The 17,762-nt window shown below is 74.8% G+C and carries 18 protein-coding genes; 9 read left to right on the top strand and 9 right to left on the bottom strand.

All coding sequences use genetic code 11. The features are described from left to right. Positions 1-35: 35 nt before the first annotated feature. On the top strand, positions 36-1,766 hold the full coding sequence (locus GL259_RS17685; protein WP_159533928.1) for a hypothetical protein: 1,731 nt from the start codon (positions 36-38) through the stop codon (positions 1,764-1,766). Between the two features lie 84 nt (positions 1,767-1,850). On the opposite strand, the gene GL259_RS17680 is transcribed toward GL259_RS17685, so the two are convergent. After that, positions 1,851-3,161 (bottom strand): ABC transporter substrate-binding protein, encoded by a 1,311-nt coding sequence (locus GL259_RS17680; protein ID WP_159533926.1) that lies wholly within the window; start codon positions 3,159-3,161, stop codon positions 1,851-1,853. Positions 3,162-3,333: 172 nt separating this feature from the next. Here GL259_RS17680 and GL259_RS17675 point away from each other — a divergent pair, with 172 nt between their 5' ends. Continuing rightward, the gene (locus GL259_RS17675) at positions 3,334-3,780 is read left to right on the top strand and encodes a hypothetical protein (protein ID WP_159533924.1); all 447 of its coding nucleotides are present in this window, start codon (positions 3,334-3,336) and stop codon (positions 3,778-3,780) included. A gap of 47 nt (positions 3,781-3,827) precedes the next feature. Beyond that, positions 3,828-4,709 carry a formyltetrahydrofolate deformylase gene (purU, locus tag GL259_RS17670; RefSeq protein WP_159533922.1) on the top strand — a complete coding sequence of 294 codons (882 nt, stop codon included), beginning with the start codon at positions 3,828-3,830 and terminating at the stop codon, positions 4,707-4,709. A 126-nt stretch (positions 4,710-4,835) separates the two neighbouring features. Here the strand turns inward: purU and GL259_RS17665 are convergent, their stop codons facing one another. Together GL259_RS17665 and GL259_RS39525 are read right to left on the bottom strand one after the other, a co-directional pair. Continuing rightward, positions 4,836-5,999 (bottom strand): maleylpyruvate isomerase N-terminal domain-containing protein, encoded by a 1,164-nt coding sequence (locus tag GL259_RS17665; RefSeq protein ID WP_347814619.1) that lies wholly within the window; start codon positions 5,997-5,999, stop codon positions 4,836-4,838. Further along, positions 5,996-6,577, bottom strand: a complete 582-nt coding sequence (locus GL259_RS39525; RefSeq protein WP_159533920.1) for a sigma factor — start codon at positions 6,575-6,577, stop codon at positions 5,996-5,998. Before GL259_RS39525 ends, GL259_RS17665 begins: the two co-directional genes overlap by 4 nt. A gap of 360 nt (positions 6,578-6,937) precedes the next feature. On the opposite strand from GL259_RS39525, the gene GL259_RS17655 reads away from it, so the two are divergent. From GL259_RS17655 to GL259_RS17645, 3 genes are all read left to right on the top strand, one after another. Further along, the gene (locus tag GL259_RS17655; protein WP_159533918.1) at positions 6,938-7,318 is read left to right on the top strand and encodes an STAS domain-containing protein; all 381 of its coding nucleotides are present in this window, start codon (positions 6,938-6,940) and stop codon (positions 7,316-7,318) included. A gap of 246 nt (positions 7,319-7,564) precedes the next feature. Beyond that, a complete protein-coding gene (locus tag GL259_RS17650; RefSeq protein WP_159533917.1) occupies positions 7,565-8,077 on the top strand; it encodes an EF-hand domain-containing protein in 513 nt (170 codons plus the stop codon). 828 nt (positions 8,078-8,905) lie between these two features. Beyond that, on the top strand, positions 8,906-9,376 hold the full coding sequence (locus GL259_RS17645; protein WP_166461652.1) for an ATP-binding protein: 471 nt from the start codon (positions 8,906-8,908) through the stop codon (positions 9,374-9,376). Positions 9,377-9,747: 371 nt separating this feature from the next. Here the strand turns inward: GL259_RS17645 and GL259_RS17640 are convergent, their stop codons facing one another. Next, positions 9,748-10,788 (bottom strand): helix-turn-helix domain-containing protein, encoded by a 1,041-nt coding sequence (locus tag GL259_RS17640; protein WP_159533913.1) that lies wholly within the window; start codon positions 10,786-10,788, stop codon positions 9,748-9,750. 71 nt (positions 10,789-10,859) lie between these two features. On the opposite strand from GL259_RS17640, the gene GL259_RS17635 reads away from it, so the two are divergent. Next, positions 10,860-12,179, top strand: coding sequence for an MFS transporter (locus GL259_RS17635; RefSeq protein WP_159533911.1), 1,320 nt, complete (start codon positions 10,860-10,862; stop codon positions 12,177-12,179). Between the two features lie 16 nt (positions 12,180-12,195). Here the strand turns inward: GL259_RS17635 and GL259_RS17630 are convergent, their stop codons facing one another. Beyond that, complete coding sequence (locus GL259_RS17630; RefSeq protein WP_159533909.1) at positions 12,196-13,401, bottom strand: NAD(P)/FAD-dependent oxidoreductase; 1,206 nt, start codon at positions 13,399-13,401, stop codon at positions 12,196-12,198. Positions 13,402-13,580: 179 nt separating this feature from the next. Between GL259_RS17630 and GL259_RS17625 the strand changes: the two genes are divergently transcribed. Then, positions 13,581-14,195, top strand: a complete 615-nt coding sequence (locus GL259_RS17625; protein ID WP_159533907.1) for a GNAT family N-acetyltransferase — start codon at positions 13,581-13,583, stop codon at positions 14,193-14,195. A 190-nt stretch (positions 14,196-14,385) separates the two neighbouring features. Here GL259_RS17625 and GL259_RS17620 read toward each other — a convergent pair whose 3' ends face one another. From GL259_RS17620 to GL259_RS17610, 3 genes are all read right to left on the bottom strand, one after another. Then, on the bottom strand, positions 14,386-15,063 hold the full coding sequence (locus GL259_RS17620) for a pyridoxal 5'-phosphate synthase (protein ID WP_159533905.1): 678 nt from the start codon (positions 15,061-15,063) through the stop codon (positions 14,386-14,388). Positions 15,064-15,094: 31 nt separating this feature from the next. Continuing rightward, the gene (locus GL259_RS17615; protein WP_159533903.1) at positions 15,095-15,520 is read right to left on the bottom strand and encodes a pyridoxamine 5'-phosphate oxidase family protein; all 426 of its coding nucleotides are present in this window, start codon (positions 15,518-15,520) and stop codon (positions 15,095-15,097) included. Between the two features lie 165 nt (positions 15,521-15,685). Next, entirely contained in the window at positions 15,686-16,312 is a 627-nt protein-coding gene (locus GL259_RS17610; protein WP_159533901.1) for a LysE family translocator, read from the bottom strand. 82 nt (positions 16,313-16,394) lie between these two features. Here GL259_RS17610 and GL259_RS17605 point away from each other — a divergent pair, with 82 nt between their 5' ends. Then, on the top strand, positions 16,395-16,847 hold the full coding sequence (locus GL259_RS17605) for an Lrp/AsnC family transcriptional regulator (protein ID WP_159533899.1): 453 nt from the start codon (positions 16,395-16,397) through the stop codon (positions 16,845-16,847). A gap of 148 nt (positions 16,848-16,995) precedes the next feature. On the opposite strand, the gene GL259_RS17600 is transcribed toward GL259_RS17605, so the two are convergent. Further along, positions 16,996-17,631 carry a TetR family transcriptional regulator gene (locus tag GL259_RS17600; protein WP_159538725.1) on the bottom strand — a complete coding sequence of 212 codons (636 nt, stop codon included), beginning with the start codon at positions 17,629-17,631 and terminating at the stop codon, positions 16,996-16,998. Between the last annotated feature and the right edge of the window lie 131 nt (positions 17,632-17,762).

Genomic DNA, 17,762 nt, shown 5'->3' with positions numbered 1-17,762 from the left:
CGATTCACAAGGTCCCCCCATTGGTAGGAGTCCCGGTGACGCAGAGTGGACAGGGCGAGGAGCCCTCGGCGCGCCCCGCGCGCGAAGGCATCGTGCTGCCCTCCGACGGCGGCGAACCCCTGTTGCCGGGCATGACGGCCGGACCGGCGGGCCCCGGCGCGGACGGCCGGCACTCCGGCCCCCCGTCCGCCTCGGCCCCGTCCGGCGGCCAGACCTGGGGCGGCTCCTGGGGCCCCGGGCAGCAGTCGCCCGCCCCGCCGCCCGGCCAGGACTGGCAGTCCCCGCCCGACCCGCGGTGGGGCGCCCAGGGACAGCAGGACGCCTGGGCCGCGCAGAGCCCCTCCGGTCCGTCCGCGGGAGGGCGGGGCCCCGGCCCGCTGCCGCCCGAGGGCGCCCCGCCCCAGGCGCACGGCGGCCCCGCCCCGTACGGCGGCGCGCCGGCGCCGCAGCCGGGCGCCGGGTACGGCGCCCCCGCCCCGCACGGCGCCTACGGCGGGCAGGGCGGCCCGGGAGCCCCGCTGCCGCCGCAGAACGGCGCCGCCTACGGCGCTCCCGCCGCGGACGCGTACGGCATGCCGTCCGCCGGTGCGCCGCTGCCGCCCGAGGGCGCGGCCCCGTACCCGTCCGTCCCGGGCGCGCCCACGGCCCCCGACGGGGCGGAGGGGGCCACGCAGTTCCTGCCGCCGGTGCCCGCCGCCGGCGCCGACGAGGGGGCGACGCAGTACATACCCCCGGTGGGCCCGGGCGCACTGCCGCCCGAGACGCCCGCGGCACACGACCCCGAGACGACCCGCTTCCTGGGCCGGTCCCGGCAGGGCGCGCCCGGCGCGGGCGCCGCACCGATGCCGTCCGCCGGCCACCCCGACGCCGAGGCCACCCAGTACATCGCCCCCGTGACCGACCGGGCGGCCGGGCCGGCCCACGGCACCCCGCCCGGCGACGGCAACCGGCAGCCGCCCGCCGAGTTCGACAACCTCTTCCGCGCCGAGGGCGGCGCCTCGGCCGGGTCCACCCAGCAGCTCCCGCGCGTGGAGTACGGCCCGCCCGCGCACACCTCCCCGTCCGGCCCGGGCGGCGGCGGCCGGCGGGCCGCCCACGGCGGTGACGACGGCGGACGGGGCGGCGGCCGCGGCCGCACCGGCTCGCGGGTGCCGCTGATCGCGGCGGTCGGCGTCGGCATCGCGGTCCTCGGCATCGGCGCGGGCGCGCTGCTCGGCGGCGGTGGCGACGACGGCGGGAACGAGACGGTCTCCGCCACCGCCCCCGCGAGCGAGCAGTCCTCCGCCTCGCCCTCGCCGTCCGCCGACCCGGTCCGTCAGCAGGCCGTCGAGCTGGACAAGCTGCTGGCCCACAGCGGCGACAGCCGGACCGCCGTGATCAACGCGGTGAACGACGTGAAGGCCTGCCGGAACCTCGGCCAGGCGGCCAAGGACCTGCGGGACGCGGCCCGGCAGCGCAACCAGCTGGTCACCGACCTCTCCGACCTCTCCGTGGACAAGCTGCCCGGCCACACGGAGCTGACCACCGCGCTCACCAAGGCGTGGCAGGCGTCGGCGTCGGCCGACGACCACTACGCGGCCTGGGCCGACCAGGTCGCCGGCAACAAGAAGCTGTGCAAGAGGGGCCAGGCCCGCTCGACCGGCCAGACCCAGGCGGGCAACCGGGCCAGCGGCACCGCGACCACCGAGAAGACCAAGGCGTCCGAGCTGTGGAACACCATCGCCCGGCAGCACGGCCTGCCCCAGCGCCAGCCGACCCAGCTGTGACGGGCCCCTGACGGGCGGCGGCCCGCGACGAACGGCGGTGGGGCCGGGGAGACCCGGCCCCACCGCCGTGTCCGGCGGCGTGCGTTACGCCAGGTCCGCCTCGCGCAGCGTCCGGGTGACGTCGATGAAGCCGTCGCGGGCCGACACCAGCCGGCCGTCCCGGACCACCTGCAGCGTGACGTGGGCGTTGGCCAGGCGGGGGAAGCCGACGGCGGCGAGCTCGTCCTGGAACTTCCACTGCAGGGTGGGGGTGAGCCCGCCCGTGTCGATCTTCAGCCCGCCCTTCAGGGCCCCGGTCACGGTGTCGGCGGTCACCTCGCCGTCGCCGAGCGACTCGACGACCCGCCGGAACACGGTGTAGGCGATCCAGGTGGTCTGCACCCCGGCGTCCGCGGCGTCGATCCGGTTGTCGCCGAACGCCTCCTCCTCGATCACCTTCCTCATCGGCTTCCAGCGCGCGTCGCCCGCCGACGGGTACCAGCCGGTGACGTACGACCCCTCGTACGGCCCCGACGCCCCGCCGGAGGCGTCGACCGTCGACTGGTCGACGCTGCCCAGCACGGTCGCGGTGCGCACGTCGGAGGAGTCGCCGCGGGCCCGCCGGAAGGAGTCCATGAAGGTGCCCGCGCGGTCGCCGAGGGCGGGCACGACGCAGCCGGGCTTTGCCGGGTCGGTGGTGGTGTGCTCCAGCGCCCGCTGGGCCTCGCCGTCGTACGCGGTGGCGTCCTCCGCCGCCCGCAGGTCCCCGGCCGGCGCGTGCCCGCCCGCCTCGAGGCCCGAGTCGAGCAGCGGGGGCAGCTGGTCGCCCGCGATGGTGTCGGGCCGGATCAGGGCGACCGGTCCGCAGGTGTCGGCGAGGGTGCGGCCGAGACCGGCCAGCAGCACCGGCTGGCCGCCGTTGACGGGGAAGGACAGGGGGCTGGTGAACTCGTCGTTGGTGATGCCGTAGCCGCCGATGTACGGGATGCCGGCGCCCTCGAGGGTGGGGAGGAAGGAGTCGGCGTGCACGCTGTAGGAGCCGACGACCGCGACGGCGTTCTCCTGGACCGCGCGCCGGGCGCACCGCGCGGCGGCCACGGTGTCGTTCCGGTCGTTGCAGGTCAGGACGTTGAGCGGGCGGCCGTTGATGCCGCCCTGGGCGTTGATCCAGCGGGCGTAGGCCTGGGCGAACGCGGGCATTCCGGGCTTGTTGGTGGTGTCGGTGTTCTCGGGGGCCCAGGTCATCACGGTGATCGGATCGTCCCCGGAGCCCCCCGTGGCACCGGGGACGATCCCGCAGCCGGCGGCGAGTGACGTGCACACCGCCAGCGCGCCCGCGGTCGCGGCACCGGCTCTGGCGCGCCGGGTGAGAAGGCGGGGGAGGAACGTGCTGCGGATGCGTCGCCTGCCGGTCATGGGCACGCACGATTCCGCCACACGGCCAACCCCGGAGTGACCGTTACCCAACAGGCGGTGACGGGAGGGTGAATTACGGGGTCCGGTGCGCCCCGCGGGACGCGGAAACGTACGATCGACGACCGTGCAAGGTTCGGAGAACTCTTCCCGCCGTGGCCGTCGCTCCTCCACCATGGGCGGCATGCCACTCAACGACATGCCGTGGTGGCGCTGGCGCAGCAATGTGCGCTCCGCGCTGCACATGCTCTCCGATCCCGTGTTCCAGCGGGACGTCTGGCTGGCCGGGGTGGAAGGCTACGGGGACGTCACCGACGCGGTCTACCGGCTGGTCGAGGACACCTGGCTGGACAACTGGTCCGCCGAGAAGTACGTCGGCACGATCTTCCGCGACTCCCAGGAGGCGGCGCTCGTCGACACCGCGGTGCTGCGGGTGCTGCGGATCATGCACCAGGTCGGCCCGGACGCGCCGGTCACCGCCTACCTCGAGCACCAGGGGTGGCCGGAGGCGGTGCGGGCCGCGCGGGACGCGCACGTGCGGATGGCGGCGAGCGACGGCGAGGACCCCGACGCCCCGCCGCGCACCCTCGAGGTGCTGCGGATCATGACGCGGTCCGCGTAGCGGAACGGCCGGCCGGCCGCACCCCCTCGTGTGGGACCCTTTTCTGCATGAGCGAGCAGTCCACCCGAGTCGCGGCCCCGGCCGACCAGTACGTCCTCACCCTGTCCTGTCCCGACAAGCAGGGCATCGTGCACGCGGTGTCCAGCTACCTGTTCATGACCGGCTGCAACATCGAGGACAGCCAGCAGTTCGGCGACCACGACACGGGACTGTTCTTCATGCGCGTCCACTTCTCGGCGGACGCCCCGGTGACGGTGGAGAAGCTGCGGGCCAGCTTCGCGGCGATCGGCGACTCCTTCCAGATGGACTGGCGGATCGACCGGGCCGACCAGAAGATGCGCATCCTGCTGATGGTCAGCCGGTTCGGCCACTGCCTGAACGACCTGCTGTTCCGCGCGCGGACCGGCGCGCTGCCCGTGGAGATCGCCGGAGTGGTGTCCAACCACACCGACTTCGCCGAGCTGGTCTCCTCGTACAACATCCCCTTCCACCACATCCCGGTGACGAGGGACACCAAGCCGGAGGCCGAGGCGCGGCTGCTGGAGATCGTGCGCGAGGAGAGGGTGGAGCTCGTCGTCCTCGCCCGCTACATGCAGGTGCTCTCGGACGACCTGTGCAAGCAGCTGTCCGGGCGGATCATCAACATCCACCACTCCTTCCTGCCGAGCTTCAAGGGCGCGAAGCCGTACCACCAGGCGCACGCGCGGGGCGTGAAGCTCATCGGCGCCACCGCCCACTACGTCACCGCCGACCTCGACGAGGGCCCGATCATCGAGCAGGAGGTCGAGCGGGTGGGCCACGGCGTCACCCCCGACCAGCTCGTCGCCGTCGGCCGGGACGTGGAGTGCCAGGCGCTCGCCCGCGCGGTGAAGTGGCACGCGGAACACCGCATCCTGCTGAACGGCCGCCGCACGGTGGTGTTCGCCTAGGACCCGTCGTCCCGACCATGCCGCGGACGCGGGGCCCGGCACGCGCGTCCGCGGCGACGACAGGCCACCGCCGACGTCCTGCGGCCCGATCCGGACGACGGACCCCGGGGCGCCCGCGGCGGCCCGCTACATCCTGCTCATCGAGGCCGCCGCCAGCAGGACGTCCCTGATCGCCCCGCGGTCCCCCACCTGGCCGACGGCCGCCTCCTGCGGGGACACGTGGCCCGCGGCCAGGCGGCAGAACTCCGCGCCGTCCAGGGCGATGTGGGCCACCTCGTGCTCGGCGGAGCCCTTCGCGGCGGGGGAGTCCAGCGGGATCAGCCACTCACCGCCGCCGGACCCCTCGATCTCCAGCCGCAGGCTGCGCCCCGGTTCGCCGGCGGCGACCAGACGCCGCTCGACGGGGGAGGCCAGTCCGTGGAGGCGGCGGTGCTCCAGCACGGCCGGGAGCATCCGCGCGGCCAGCTCCACGATGCCGTGCAGATGCCGTCCGGAGGGCGGTTCGTAGGGGTAGTCCACCGCCTCGGCGATGTCCTCCCCGTGCACCCAGCACTCGAAGGCGCGGTCCAGCATCGCGTCGTGCAGGGGCAGTTCGTAGTCGCCGTACGACACCGGCAGCCGCCCGGCGCCGCCGTCGGCGAAGGACACGGTCCGTACGAGGTGGTGGCTCTGCTCCCGCCAGGGCGTCCGCACGGAGCGGGTGGGCGGGAAGTGCGCGGCCCGCCAGTAGGCCTCGGTGCGGGCCGTCGGGGTGGGACGCTCGGGCCGGACGTCCCCGAGCGGGTCGTCCAGGCCGAGGGCGACCGCGACCAGTCCGTCGACCGTCAGCAGGTGCGCGATGACCCCGGCGACGGTGGTGCGGCGCGTGCTCGCCTCGTCGGCCTCGTACCAGCGCAGCCGCACCGGCGCGTGCCACTCGGCGTCCCCGAAGTCCTGGAGCAGCGCGTCCAGGCGCGCGGTCTCGGCGTCGTAGGCGGCGGCCCACTCCGGCACGGGGGTGCGCGGCGGGCGCCGCTCCAGGCAGGTCTCCAGGACGCGGGTGCGCAGGCCCGGGTCCAGGTCGAGGCTCTCGGGGCGCTGGAGCAGGCCGACCGCCTCGCGCAGCCGCAGCGCCTCGTCCGCGCAGGGCCCGCAGGTGCCGAGGTGCTCCTCGACGGCCTCCGCCTCCGCCGACGAGCAGGCGGCCAGCGCCCAGGCGCCGAGCAGCGACTTCAGCACGCGGTGCTCCAGCACGAGCTGTTCGGCCTCTCCCCTGTGGTCGCGGTGCGGCTCGAGACGGGTCTCGCTCACGCGGCACCCCCGATCCCCGGAGGGGTGCCCGGGGCCTCGGTGTCGTGGGCGGTGGACAGCAGTTGCAGGCCCAGGCGGAGGCGGCGGCGGGCCTCGTCGTCGGTGACGCCCAGGTCGACGGCGGTCTGGTGGTAGTCGCGGCGCTGGAAGTACGCCAGTTCCAGCGCGGCCCGCAGCGGCGCCGGCATGGACTGGACGATGTAGTCGGCGCGGGCGGCCACCGAGGCGTGGCGCACCTTGCGCTCCAGGTCCTCCGTGGTGCCGGGGCCGCCGCGGGCGAGCGCCGCGGTCTCGGTGGTGCGCAGCCGCTGCACGGCCAGCCGGTGGGTCAGCAGGGCGAGCCAGGAGCGCAGCGGGCCCTGCCTGGGGTCGTAGGCGTCCGGGTGCTGCCAGACGTGGGCGAAGACGTCGCGGGTGATCGCGTCGGCGGCGTGCTCGTCGTCGAGGACGCGATGGGCCAGGCCGTGCACGAGGGAGGCGAACCGGTCGTAGAGCTCCCCGAGCGCGGCCGCCTCCCCGTGCGCGAGCCGCTGCTGCATCCTGCGGTCCCAGCGGGGCGGTACGTCCCTTCTGGTCATGCGGGCCCTCACCCCCTGTTCTTCCCTGGTGTCCCGGGCCGGTCGGTGCCCGGGTCCAGCGTGTGCCCACCGTCTCCACGAATGTAGTCGGCACGCCCGATTCCGCACGCCCCTTTGTGGCAATGTGCGCCCCCGGCGGAGCCGCGGGTGGTAAGGAGCCGATCATGCACGCCGGATGCCGTCCGGAGCGTGCCCTCCCTCTGCCGATTCGATCGGAGTCGATCGAATCGGATTGAATCCGACTGGAACAAGCCTTTTCTGATCGGCAGTCGTTTTCCGGGGCGTGTTTCAGGGAACGGCCGCTGGGCAGCCGCGCTGCAAGGAAGCGTAGGCACTGCTTCCGTTCGGAGGGCGAAGGGCGTGGTGGTGACCTTCAAAGTGACCGACGGGGAGCAGGGTCCGTGGACCGTGCTCCGGGTGTCGGGCGAACTGGACCTGGTGACGTCCCCGGTACTGCGCCAGCGGGTGCACGACGTGGTGGCCGACGGCAGGCACAGCCTCGTCCTCGACCTCTCCGACGTGTGGTTCTGCGATTCCAGCGGGGTCGGCGTGCTCATCGCCGCCCGGCGGCTGCTGCGCTCGTGCCAGGGCAGCCTGCGGCTGATCCTGCCCGACCGGGGCGCCGCCGACGGCAGTCACGTCAACAAGGTGCTCGGCGCGCTCGGCGTCCGCCGCCTGTTCGACGTCCACCCGGACGTCCGGTCCGCGGTCGACGAGGATCCGCGCCCCCTGTCGGCGTGAGCCGCGTCCCCTTCCGCCGGCGGCGCGCCGTCCGGCCGCGGGAGCGTGCCCGGCACCGGCCGGGTGACGGCCGCACGCGCGCGCCCCGTCCGCGGAGCCGTGCGCGTCCACCCGCCCGTGCCACGCGGTTGTCCCGGAATTTCCCCGGTCCTGGCACAGGCGCCGCTTTCGGGCTCCCGGACGGCCCCGCACGACGTACGCTCCCAGCGATACGACCCCACTGACCTAAGGCGGCCTGAAAAAGACATGGTCACCAGTGAGTACGAGCGCAGGATCGCGGCCCGGTTCGCCACCTGCGACCAGGACGGCAACGGCTACATCGACCGCGAGGACTTCAGCGGAGCGGCCAAGGCGCTGCTCGCCGAGTTCGGCGTCGCGGCCCGCTCCGACAAGGGCCAGGCCCTGTACGGCGGTGCCGAGGCGTTCTGGCAGGGCATGGCGGGGATCGCGGACCGGGACGGCGACCAGCGCATCACGCGCGAGGAGTTCGTGAACGGCGCGGTCAAGCGGCTGCGGGACAACCCGGACCGGTTCGCGGAGATCGCCCGCCCCTTCCTGCACGCGGCCCTCGACGTCGCCGACGCCGACGGCGACGGGGCGGCCACCGTCGAGGACGTCGTGCGCGTCCTCCAGGTGCTCGGGGTCTCCGGGGACCAGGCCCGCGCGGCGGCCGCCGCGCTGGACGCGGACGGCGACGGCAGGATCGGCGAGGAGGAGATCGTGCGCGCCTTCGCGCGCTACTTCACCGTCCCCGAGTAGCGCTCGCCCGCGGTCCGTACGCACGCCCGCGGTCCGCACACGCGTATGCGGACGGGCGGCGCAACACGCCCGGACCCGTGAACGGTTCGGGCGCCCGGCCGGGGCCCACCGGGCGGCGGCCCGCCCGCGCGCGGGGACGCCGTCCCCGGGGAGGCGGCTCGCGCGGCGGTCCGCCGGGACGCCGCCGCCGGCGCCCCGGCGGACGCCGCGCCACCGGGGGCCGGAGGCGCGTCCGCGCCCCGCCGAGGACCCGACGTGCGGATTCGCGCACGGACGGTGAGGGAGGCGCGCCGGCGGTCCGCCCTCCGGAACGGCCCGGCGCAGCCCCCGTCCGCGAGGGCGCCGAGCGCTCCGCGCGGATGTCACGGAACGTGGCACGTCCGTGGTCACGGAGCGTTGATGCCCGGTCGTGTCCCGTGCGTGACCCGTCACGGCCCGGAGTCGGACGTCCGCTCCGGTACCTTGTGTGAGATGCGAGTGGTTGGGAGCACGCACCGCGCCGGAATCGCCCCCGAGGTGACTCCGGATCCGCCGGTGCCTGCCGCCGTTCGCCGGGCGGCCGGGCCGGACGCCGCCGCCCGTTCGACCCCTTGCGGCGGGCGTCGCACAGTATGCCGCACGGGTACTCCTTCGCGCTGGAATATGCCCGAAGCGCTTGTTGGCGTGACTGTACGTCAACCATGCTTTCCTGCAAGGGATTCACGTTCCGTGATCCATGTCCCGGCCGTTGTTCTGGCCATGCAGAAAATGGCTACGATCGTGGCCCTCGTGAGGCGCGAGTCCAAGTGTCCGCCGGTTCGGATGGTGTGAGCGGTGCAGGTGCTTCAAGTGCAGCTGGAGATCCGGCCCGACCCCGCTGAGGTGGGACGGGCCCGGCGGTGGGCCCGCTCGCGTCTGGCCGGGGCCGGCATAGAGGCCGACGAACCGCTCGCCGAGACGCTGATCCTGCTCGTCTCGGAGCTCGTCACCAACGCCGTGGTGCACACCGGCTGTCCGGCCGTGCTGCGGCTGTCCCTGCCGGGCGCGGAGGCCGGGGAGGCCACCGTCCGCCTGGAGGTGGCCGACCGCAGCGACCGGGCGCCGGTGCCGCGTTGCGCGGGCGACGAGGCCACCGGCGGGCGCGGGCTCGCCCTCGTGGACGGCCTGGCCGACCGCTGGGGCTGGAGCTCCGAGGGCGCCGGGAAGCGCATCTGGTGCGAACTGGACCGCTGTGCGCGCACGCGTGAGGCCGCGGCGCCCTGCGGCGGCGGCCTCGGTGCACAGGTGCACGGCCGGCCGCCCGCGCGGGCCTGGGCGTGAACCGGTGCGCCGGGTGTGCTCCCGTGCGCGGTGCCCATAAACCGGGCATATACCTGAAGCAACTCATAGTCACCCGAAACGGTGTTGACGCGCGGTGACCGATTGATCACTCTGGTCGTCAGCGATTCGCCGTGAGGGGACGGCGAGGGCTTCGACGACGGAGGCCCTCGGCGAGTGTGGGTCGTGATCCGGCGTCGGTTCCCGCAAGGCCGAGGGGACCGGGGGAGGGAGCGCCGGATTCGGGAGGCGGTGCGGCGCTGCCGTGCTCGGGGCGGACAGCGCCGCACCGCCGCCGTGCGCGACGCGCGACGGCCCGTTCCTCCACAGGCTGGGGGTGGCTTCGCGGGATTCCGGTGCGCGGTGCGCGGCGCTCACGTTCCGACGGAGGCGGGCGAGCCGGGTTCGGACTTGCCCGCCCGGAACGTCCGCCGGTACGCCGTCGGCGTCACCCCCAGCGCCGCCTGGAGGTGCTGCCGCATCGACTGGGCCGAACCGAACCCCGCGTCGCGGGCCACCCGGTCCACCGACAGACCGGTGGACTCCAGCAGGTGCCGGGCCCGCTCCACCCGCTGCTGGGTCAGCCACTGCCCCGGGCTGACGCCGGTCTCCTCGCGGAAACGGCGCGTGAAGGTGCGGACCGACATCGACTCCCGCGCGGCCATGTCGCGCAGCTGGATCGGCTCGTGCAGGCGGCCCAGTGCCCACGCGCGGGCGCCGGTGGTGGACGCCTGCTGCGGATCGGGCACCGGCCGCTGGACGTACTGCGCCTGTCCGCCGTCGCGGTGCGGCGGCACGACCGTGCGGCGGGCCACCTCGTTGGCGACGGTGGCGCCGTGGTCGCGCCGCACGATGTGCAGGCACAGGTCGATGCCGGCCGCGACGCCCGCGGAGGTCAGGATGTCGCCGTCGTCGACGAACAGCACGTCCGGGTCGACCGCGACGCGGGGGAAGAGCCGCTGGAACCGCTCGGCGTCCGCCCAGTGGGTGGTGGCGGGCCGGCCGTCGAGGAGACCGGCGGCGGCGAGGACGTAGACGCCGGTGCAGATGGAGGCGAGCCGGGTGCCGGGCCGGACGCGCGCGAGGGCGGCGGCCAGCTCGCCGGTCAGCTCGCCCCGCTCGTACACCGGGCCCAGTTCGTAGGAGGCGGGGACGACCACCGTGTCGGCGGTGGCGAGCGCCTCCGGGCCGTTGCCGACGTGGACGGCGAAGTCGGCGTCCGTCTCGACCGGCCCGGGCGGCCGGACCGAGCAGGTGACGACCTCGTACAGCCGCCGCCCGTGCGCGTCCCTGGGGCGGCCGAAGATGCGGTGCGGGATGCCCAGCTCGAAGGGGAGCAGCCCGTCGAGGGCGAGGACGACGACGCGGTGGGGCCGGAACGCGTCGGTGCGGGGCGTGCGGTCGGCCGGATCCATGGCCCGATCCTAGCGAACGCTGTCCTTCGGGCCACTCGATCGGGAGGCCCGGCCCCCACACGATCTATGACGTGACCCAGACAAGCGAGACAGCCGCCGCCGTGGAGCAGCCCGCGAGCGGCCGCACGCCGACCCGCAGCCGCGTCCACCGCGCGTGGTTCGTCGCCGCCGTCACCTTCGTGACGATCATCGGCGCGGCCGCCTTCCGCTCCGTGCCGGGCCTGTTCATCGACCCGCTGCACGAGGAGTTCGGCTGGTCGCGCGGCACCATCGGCGCCGCGGTCTCCGTGAACCTCGCCCTGTACGGCCTCACCGCCCCCTTCGCGGCGGCGCTGATGGACCGCTACGGCATCCGGCGGGTCGTCGCGGCCGCCCTCACCGTGATCGCGCTCGGCTCGGGCCTGACGGTGTGGATGACGGCGCCCTGGCAGCTCCTGCTGTGCTGGGGCCTGCTGGTGGGCCTCGGCTCCGGCTCCATGGCGCTCGCCTTCGCCGCCACCGTCACCAACCGCTGGTTCACCGAGCGCCGCGGCCTGGTCAGCGGCATCCTCACCGCCGCGTCCGCCTCCGGGCAGCTGATCTTCCTGCCCGTGCTGTCCTGGATCGTCTCGGAGCACGACTGGCGCCCGGCGGCCGTCACCGTGGCGCTGGCCGCCCTCGCGGTCGTCCCCTTCGTCTGGCTGCTGCTGCACGACCACCCGGCCGACGTGGGGGAGAAGCCGTACGGGGCGCAGGAGTTCGTGCCGAAGCCCGAGCCCGTCCCGGGCGCCGCCCGCCGTGCGCTCGGGGTCCTGTCCTCCGCGGTGCGCACCGGACCGTTCTGGCTGCTCGCCGGCACCTTCGCGATCTGCGGCGCCTCGACCAACGGCCTGATCCAGACCCACTTCGTGCCCGCCTCCCACGACCACGGCATGCCGATCACCGCGGCCGCCTCGCTGCTGGCCGTCATCGGGGTGTTCGACGTCGTCGGCACGGTGGCCTCCGGCTGGTTCACCGACCGCTTCGACGCGCGCCGCCTGCTCGCCGTCTACTACGCCCTGCGCGGCGTCTCCCTGCTCTTCCTGCCCCTCCTCCTCGCCCCCAGCGTCCACCCCCCGATGGTCCTCTTCATCGTCTTCTACGGCCTCGACTGGGTCGCCACCGTCCCGCCCACCCTCGCCCTGTGCCGCGAGCACTACGGCGACGACAGCCCGATCGTCTTCGGCTGGGTCCTCGCCTCCCACCAGGTCGGCGCCGCCCTCGTCGCCTTCCTCGGCGGCGTCGCGCGGGACGCCTTCGGCTCCTACGACGTGGTCTGGTACGCCTCGGGAGCGCTGTGCGCGGCGGCGGCGCTGATGGCGCTGGTGATCCGGCGCCGGCCGGCCGCCCCCGGACGCGCGACGGCCGTCTGACGGCCGCCCGGGGTACTCAGCCGACGGGCAGGCGGGAGACGCCCGGGGCCCCGTCGCGGGCCACCGCCCGGGCGATCCGCCGGGCGTCGAGGGCCAGTTCGCGCAGGCTGCCGCTGAGGGGGGTGGTGAAGCCGGTGAAGTACAGGCCGGGAGCGCCGTGCGGGGTGCGGGCGCCGCGGACGACCGGTCTGCCGCGCTCGTCGAGCACGCCGAGGTGACCGACGAGGCCCTCCAGGCCGCGCAGGTAGCCCGTGGCCGCGACGACCGCCTCCGGGCGGATGCGGCCGCCGTCGGCGAGCACCACCTCGCCGCCCTCGAACCCCTTCACGGCGGCCACGACCTCCACGTCCCCCTTCCGGACGGCGTCGACCAGACCGGTGTCCAGGACGGGCACGGCCCCCTCGGCGGCCCTGGTGGAGAGCCCGGCCTCCGGACGGGGCAGGCCGTGGGCCGACAGGTCCGGCATGGTCATCCTGACCAGCGGCCGGGCCAGCCGGTCCACCAGGCCGACGGGAAGCCGCCGGGACAGCACGCCCGAGTACTGCGCGGCCCAGCCGGCGGTCGAGCGGCGCAGGACGTACGGAGCGGTGCGGACCGACAGCCGCACCCGGGAGGCCCCGCCCTCCACCAGGTCGACGGCGATCTCGGCACCCGTGTTGCCGATCCCGACGACGAGCACGTCCCGCCCGGCGAAGGGGCTCGCGTCGCGGTACGCGCAGGCGTGCAGGAACTCGCCCGGGTAGGTGTCGAGGCCGGGCCAGTCGGGGACGCGGGGCGTGTGGTTGTGACCGGTGGCCACGACGACCGCGGCGCCGGTCAGCTCGCGGCCGCCGGTGGCGTGCAGCAGCCAGCCGGTGCCGTCCGCGGTGCGCTCGACGCGCGACACCTCGACGCCGGTGACGATCTCCAGGCGGTGGTGCTCGGCGTACTTCTCCAGGTACCGGACCACGTCGTCCCGGGACACCCACCGCCCGAACCGGCGCGGCATCGGCAGACCGGGCAGGGCGGACAGGCGCCGGGTGGTGTGCAGCCGCAGCCGGTCGTAGTGGCGCCGCCAGGACGCGCCCACCCGGTCGGACCGCTCCAGCACGACGGCCCGTATCCCCCGCGCGCGCAACGCGTACGCGACGGAGAGCCCGCCCGGGCCGCCGCCGACGACGTAGACGGGACGGTCCGCCGGGTGGGACGCGGTGGGCTGCGCGGACGTGGTGGAGTCGGTCATGAGCGCGAGCGTAACCACGCACCTGCTTGATGGGTCTCGGTCAAGACCGGAATTGGTTGCGGATTGATCACGTCTGTGGGGATCGTGGGCAAGGGCGGTGGCGCCGCCTGCTCGTTCGCGCGGCGGACCGGCGTGGGGATTCCCCTGTGCCGGACGGCCCGGCGGGTTTGAATGTCCCCATGGCCCCCACACGCGAGCGCACCCGGCCCCGGCCCCTGCCCGAACTCCGCGGCCACGGTCTGCGTCTGCGCCCCTGGGACCCGGAGTCCCGGGCCGACGCGCAGACGTGGCTGCGCGGCCTCACCGACCCGGAGTTCCGCCGCTGGAACACCCCGTTCCGGCCGATCACGGACCTGGCCGACGCCCGGGAGTCGCTGCGCCGGGGCGCGCGGCGCGACGCGGACGGCGCGGGGGCGTCCTTCCGGATCGCCGACGCCGGCAGCGGTACGCCGCTGGGGCACGTCGGCGTCAACGAGGTCCACCCGGTGCTGCGGCGCGGCCTGGTCGGCTACTGGGTGCTCCCGGAGGCGCGCGGCCGGGGGGTGGCCACCCGGGCACTGCTGCTCGCCGCGCACTGGGCCCTGACCGAACTCGGGCTGCACCGGCTGGAGTTGGATCACGCCGTGGGGCACGAGGCGTCCTGCCGGGTCGCCGAGCGGTGCGGGTTCGGGTACGAGGGGACCATGCGCGGGGCGATCTTCGAGGCCGGCCGCCTCGACGCCTTCCGCGACGCCCACCTGCACGCCCGCCTCGCGACCGACCCGGAGCCGCCCCCGCCGGACACCCCCGCGTGACGCCGGAGGCCCCCGCGCACCACGGAGACGCCCCGCGACCGGCCGGCGGCACCACGGGCCGTGCCTCCCGGCGCCCGCCGACTCGCCGGGGAGCCGGACGGCTTCCCCGCCCGCGCCGGTGCCTTCCCGCGGCCGGGGCCCGTTGCGCACACCGCGCCCCCGACCGTCACGGCCGCCGGGCCGCCGGTCCTCACGGCCAGAGCAGTTCCCGGTCCCATCCCGGTGCCGCGCCGCGCTCCGCCCGCCGGTAGCGCAGCCGTACGTGCCGGCGCCGGGCGTCGCCCTGGAAGAACTCCACCTCGTCCGGCCGGAGGCGGTACAGGGTCCAGGACGGCGCCGGGGCGTCCGGCTCCCGCCGCGCCCGCTCCCAGGCCTCGTCCGAGGCCCGGGCCAGCTCCTCCACCGAGCCGAGGACGCCGCTCTGCCGGCCGGTCAGCGCGGAGGCCAGCGCACCGGTGGAGCGGACGTGCAGGTCGGCCTGCGCCTCCTCGGCCGGGGCGACGCCGACGGGCCCGCGCAGGCGCACCTGGCGGCCCAGCACCGGCCAGTAGAAGGCCAGCGCGGCGTACGGGCGGGCGGCGAGGTGGCCGCCCTTGCGGCTGTGCGCGTGGGTCGCGAAGGACCAGCCGTCGGCGTCCGCGCCGTGCAGGATCACGATCCGTACGTCCGGCAGCCCCTCCGCGTCCGCCGTCGCCAGGGACACGGTGTGCGGCTCGCACTGCCCGGCCGCCACCGCGTCGGCGAACCACCGCGCGAACAGGTCCAGGGGGTCGCCGGGCGCGGTGGCCGGGTCGAAGGGCGGCAGCTCGGTGACCGCGGGGTCCCACACCCGCAGTGACCTCAGCAGTTCGTGGAGATCGGTTCCCATGTCCCGATTCTCGTGCGCGGGGCGGCCGGGCTCACACCGACCCGAGGTCGGACGACACCCAGCGCTCGGGCCGCATGCGGACGACGACCTGCTCGCCGTGGTTCTTCCAGGCGAAGTCGACGTAGCCCTCGACCTTGCCGGCCGGGAGGTAGCGGGCCGAGATCTCCCGCAGCTGCTCGATCGTGGCGGGCGCGGTCCCCAGGACCGGCCCCTCCACCGACACGTACCGGATGGTGGGCTCGGTCCGGTCGACCAGGAGCGAGAACCGCCCGGCCGCGCGGATCAGCTCGTTCTTGCGGGAGTCCCTGCCGGTCATGACCCACACGTCGCCGCCGGGCGCGTACTGGTACCAGATCGGCACGGTGAGCGGGGCGCGCCCCGGGCCCGAGTCGACCGCGAGTGCGGCGATGTGGAGTTCGGCCAGGAACTGTTCGCGCTCTTCACGGGTCAGGGCCATGAGCGGGTTCCTCCTGAGGCTCGGCGACTGCGGGGGCCGGGGCGCTCGCCCGAACGCCCACCGGGGCGTCCACCGGGGCGTTCGCGTCGGCGTGCGACCGGCCCGTACGAGGCACAACAGCGGCCGTGCGCCCCCGTGTTCCCCCGCACCGCCGGCCCGCCGGGTTCACAGCAGGGCCAGCCGCTGGACCAGCAGGAACGCGCCGATCCCGAGCATCGCCGCCCCCGAGGTGCGCACGACCGCGCGGGCCGCCGCCGGGCGGGCGCCGAGGACGGCGCGGGCGGCGAGGCCGACGGACAGGTAGACGACCGCGCAGCACGCCATGTGCAGCAGTCCCAGGGCGACGGTCTGCACCGGCACCGGCGGGTGCGCGCCGTCGCCCGTGACCAGGAACTGGGGCAGGACGGAGAGGTAGAGCAGCAGGCCCTTGGGGTTCAGGCCGCTGATCACGGCCCCGCGCCGGAAGGCCCGGGCGCCGCTCTCCCCGGCGGCGGATCCGTCCGCGCCCGGGGTGCCGGGACGGCGCAGCACGCTCCAGCCCAGCCACACCAGGTACCCGGCCCCCGCCACGGTCAGCACGGTGAGCAGCACCGGGGAGCCCGCGACCAGCACCGCCAGCCCCGCCGCGGCGAGCACCGTGTGCAGCGCGTACCCGGTCACCAGGCCCCCGACCGCCGCGACCACCGACCGTCCCCGCAGCCCGGCCGAGATCGTGTACGCCCAGTCGGCACCCGGTACGCACACCAGCATCAGGTCGAGGGCGAGGAAGGAGAGGAGGGTCGCGGTGTCCATGAGGGCGAGATTAGGCGGGATCGGGCCGAATGTGTTCCCTGAATTCCCCCCTCATCCCGTACTTCGGGGCAGAATTTGCCCCATGGACGACATGGACCGGAAGATTCTTGCCGAGCTTCAGCAGGACGGGCGGCTGACCGTGACGGAGCTGGCCGCGCGGGTGCGGCTCAGCGTCTCGCCCTGCCACCGCAGGCTGCGGGAGCTGGAGCGGTCGGGCGCGATCAGCGGCTACCGGGCGGTGGTGGACCCGGCCGCCGTGGGGCTGACCTTCGAGGCGCTGGTGTTCGTCTCCATGCGGCAGGAGGACCGGGACACGGTCGTGGAGTTCGAGCGGGCGGTCGGCGAGGTGGAGGAGGTGCTGGAGGCGCAGCGGCTGTTCGGGGAGCCGGACTACCTGCTGCGGGTGGTCGCCGCCGACCTCACCGCCTACCAGCGGCTCTACGACGAGCGCCTGGCCACGCTGCCGGGGGTGCAGCGGCTGACGTCCACGCTGGTGATGAAGCACGTGGTGAAGGACCGCCCGCTGCCCGCGTAGCAGGCGGACCCGCGGGCGGAGCGGCCGCCCGCGCGGTGCGGTGCCGGGACAGCGGCGCGGTGCCGGGACATACGACAGGCGGCGGTCCACCGGAGTGGACCGCCGCCTGCCGGACAGGACTTGGGGGGAAGGAGTGCGTCGCGGGCGCCTACTTCGCGGGCTTCTTGCCGGTGATGCCCAGGTGCACCAGCAGAGCCAGGTTGGGCTTGAGCTCGGCCTGCTTGACGCCCCAGGAGGAGAAGCCCTTCTGGTGCGAGGCCACGGCCGCGAGCATCGTGACCAGGGAACCGGCGATCGCCGCCGGGTTCACGTCCTTGTCGACCCGTCCCTTGGTCTGCAGCGCGGTGACGGCGTCCGCCAGGGAGTTGTTCACGGAGTTCAGTATCTTCATGCGGATCTTGTAGAAGCGCTTGTCGCCCTCGGCCGCGCCGAGGTCCACGACGCGCAGGAGCGCGTCGTTCTTCCGCCAGAACTCCAGGAATCCGTCGACGAGTTCCTGCGCCGTCTGCCAGCCGGCCTTGCCGGCCCAGGAGCGGCCCTCCAGGAGCTCGGTCAACCCGGTGCTCTCGGAGGCCATTTGCTCGGCGAGCTCCAGGACGGCGCCCTCGACGTCCGGGAAGTACTGGTAGAAGGTCGCCGGGGAAGTCCCCGCCTTGCGCGCGACATCGATGACTTTGACATCCCGGTAGGGGGACGAGCTGAGCATCTCGCTGAGGCAGTCGAGCAGCTTCTGCCGGGTCGCCTGCCCTCGCCGGCCGGCCACGCGGCCGTCGACGGTACGCACTTGTCCTGTCATGTCGTCAGCTTACCGACGGGTGAGGGGAGCGCGATTCGGCCGACTGCAAATGGGGTGCGCGGGGCAGAAGGGGCTGGTGTGCCTGGTCTGCGGGGTGCGTACGGCACGGTTACTTTGGC

Source organism: Streptomyces sp. Tu 3180, assembly GCF_009852415.1.
Taxonomy (GTDB): Bacteria; Actinomycetota; Actinomycetes; order Streptomycetales; family Streptomycetaceae; genus Streptomyces.
This window is presented reverse-complemented; position numbering and strand designations above follow the sequence as displayed.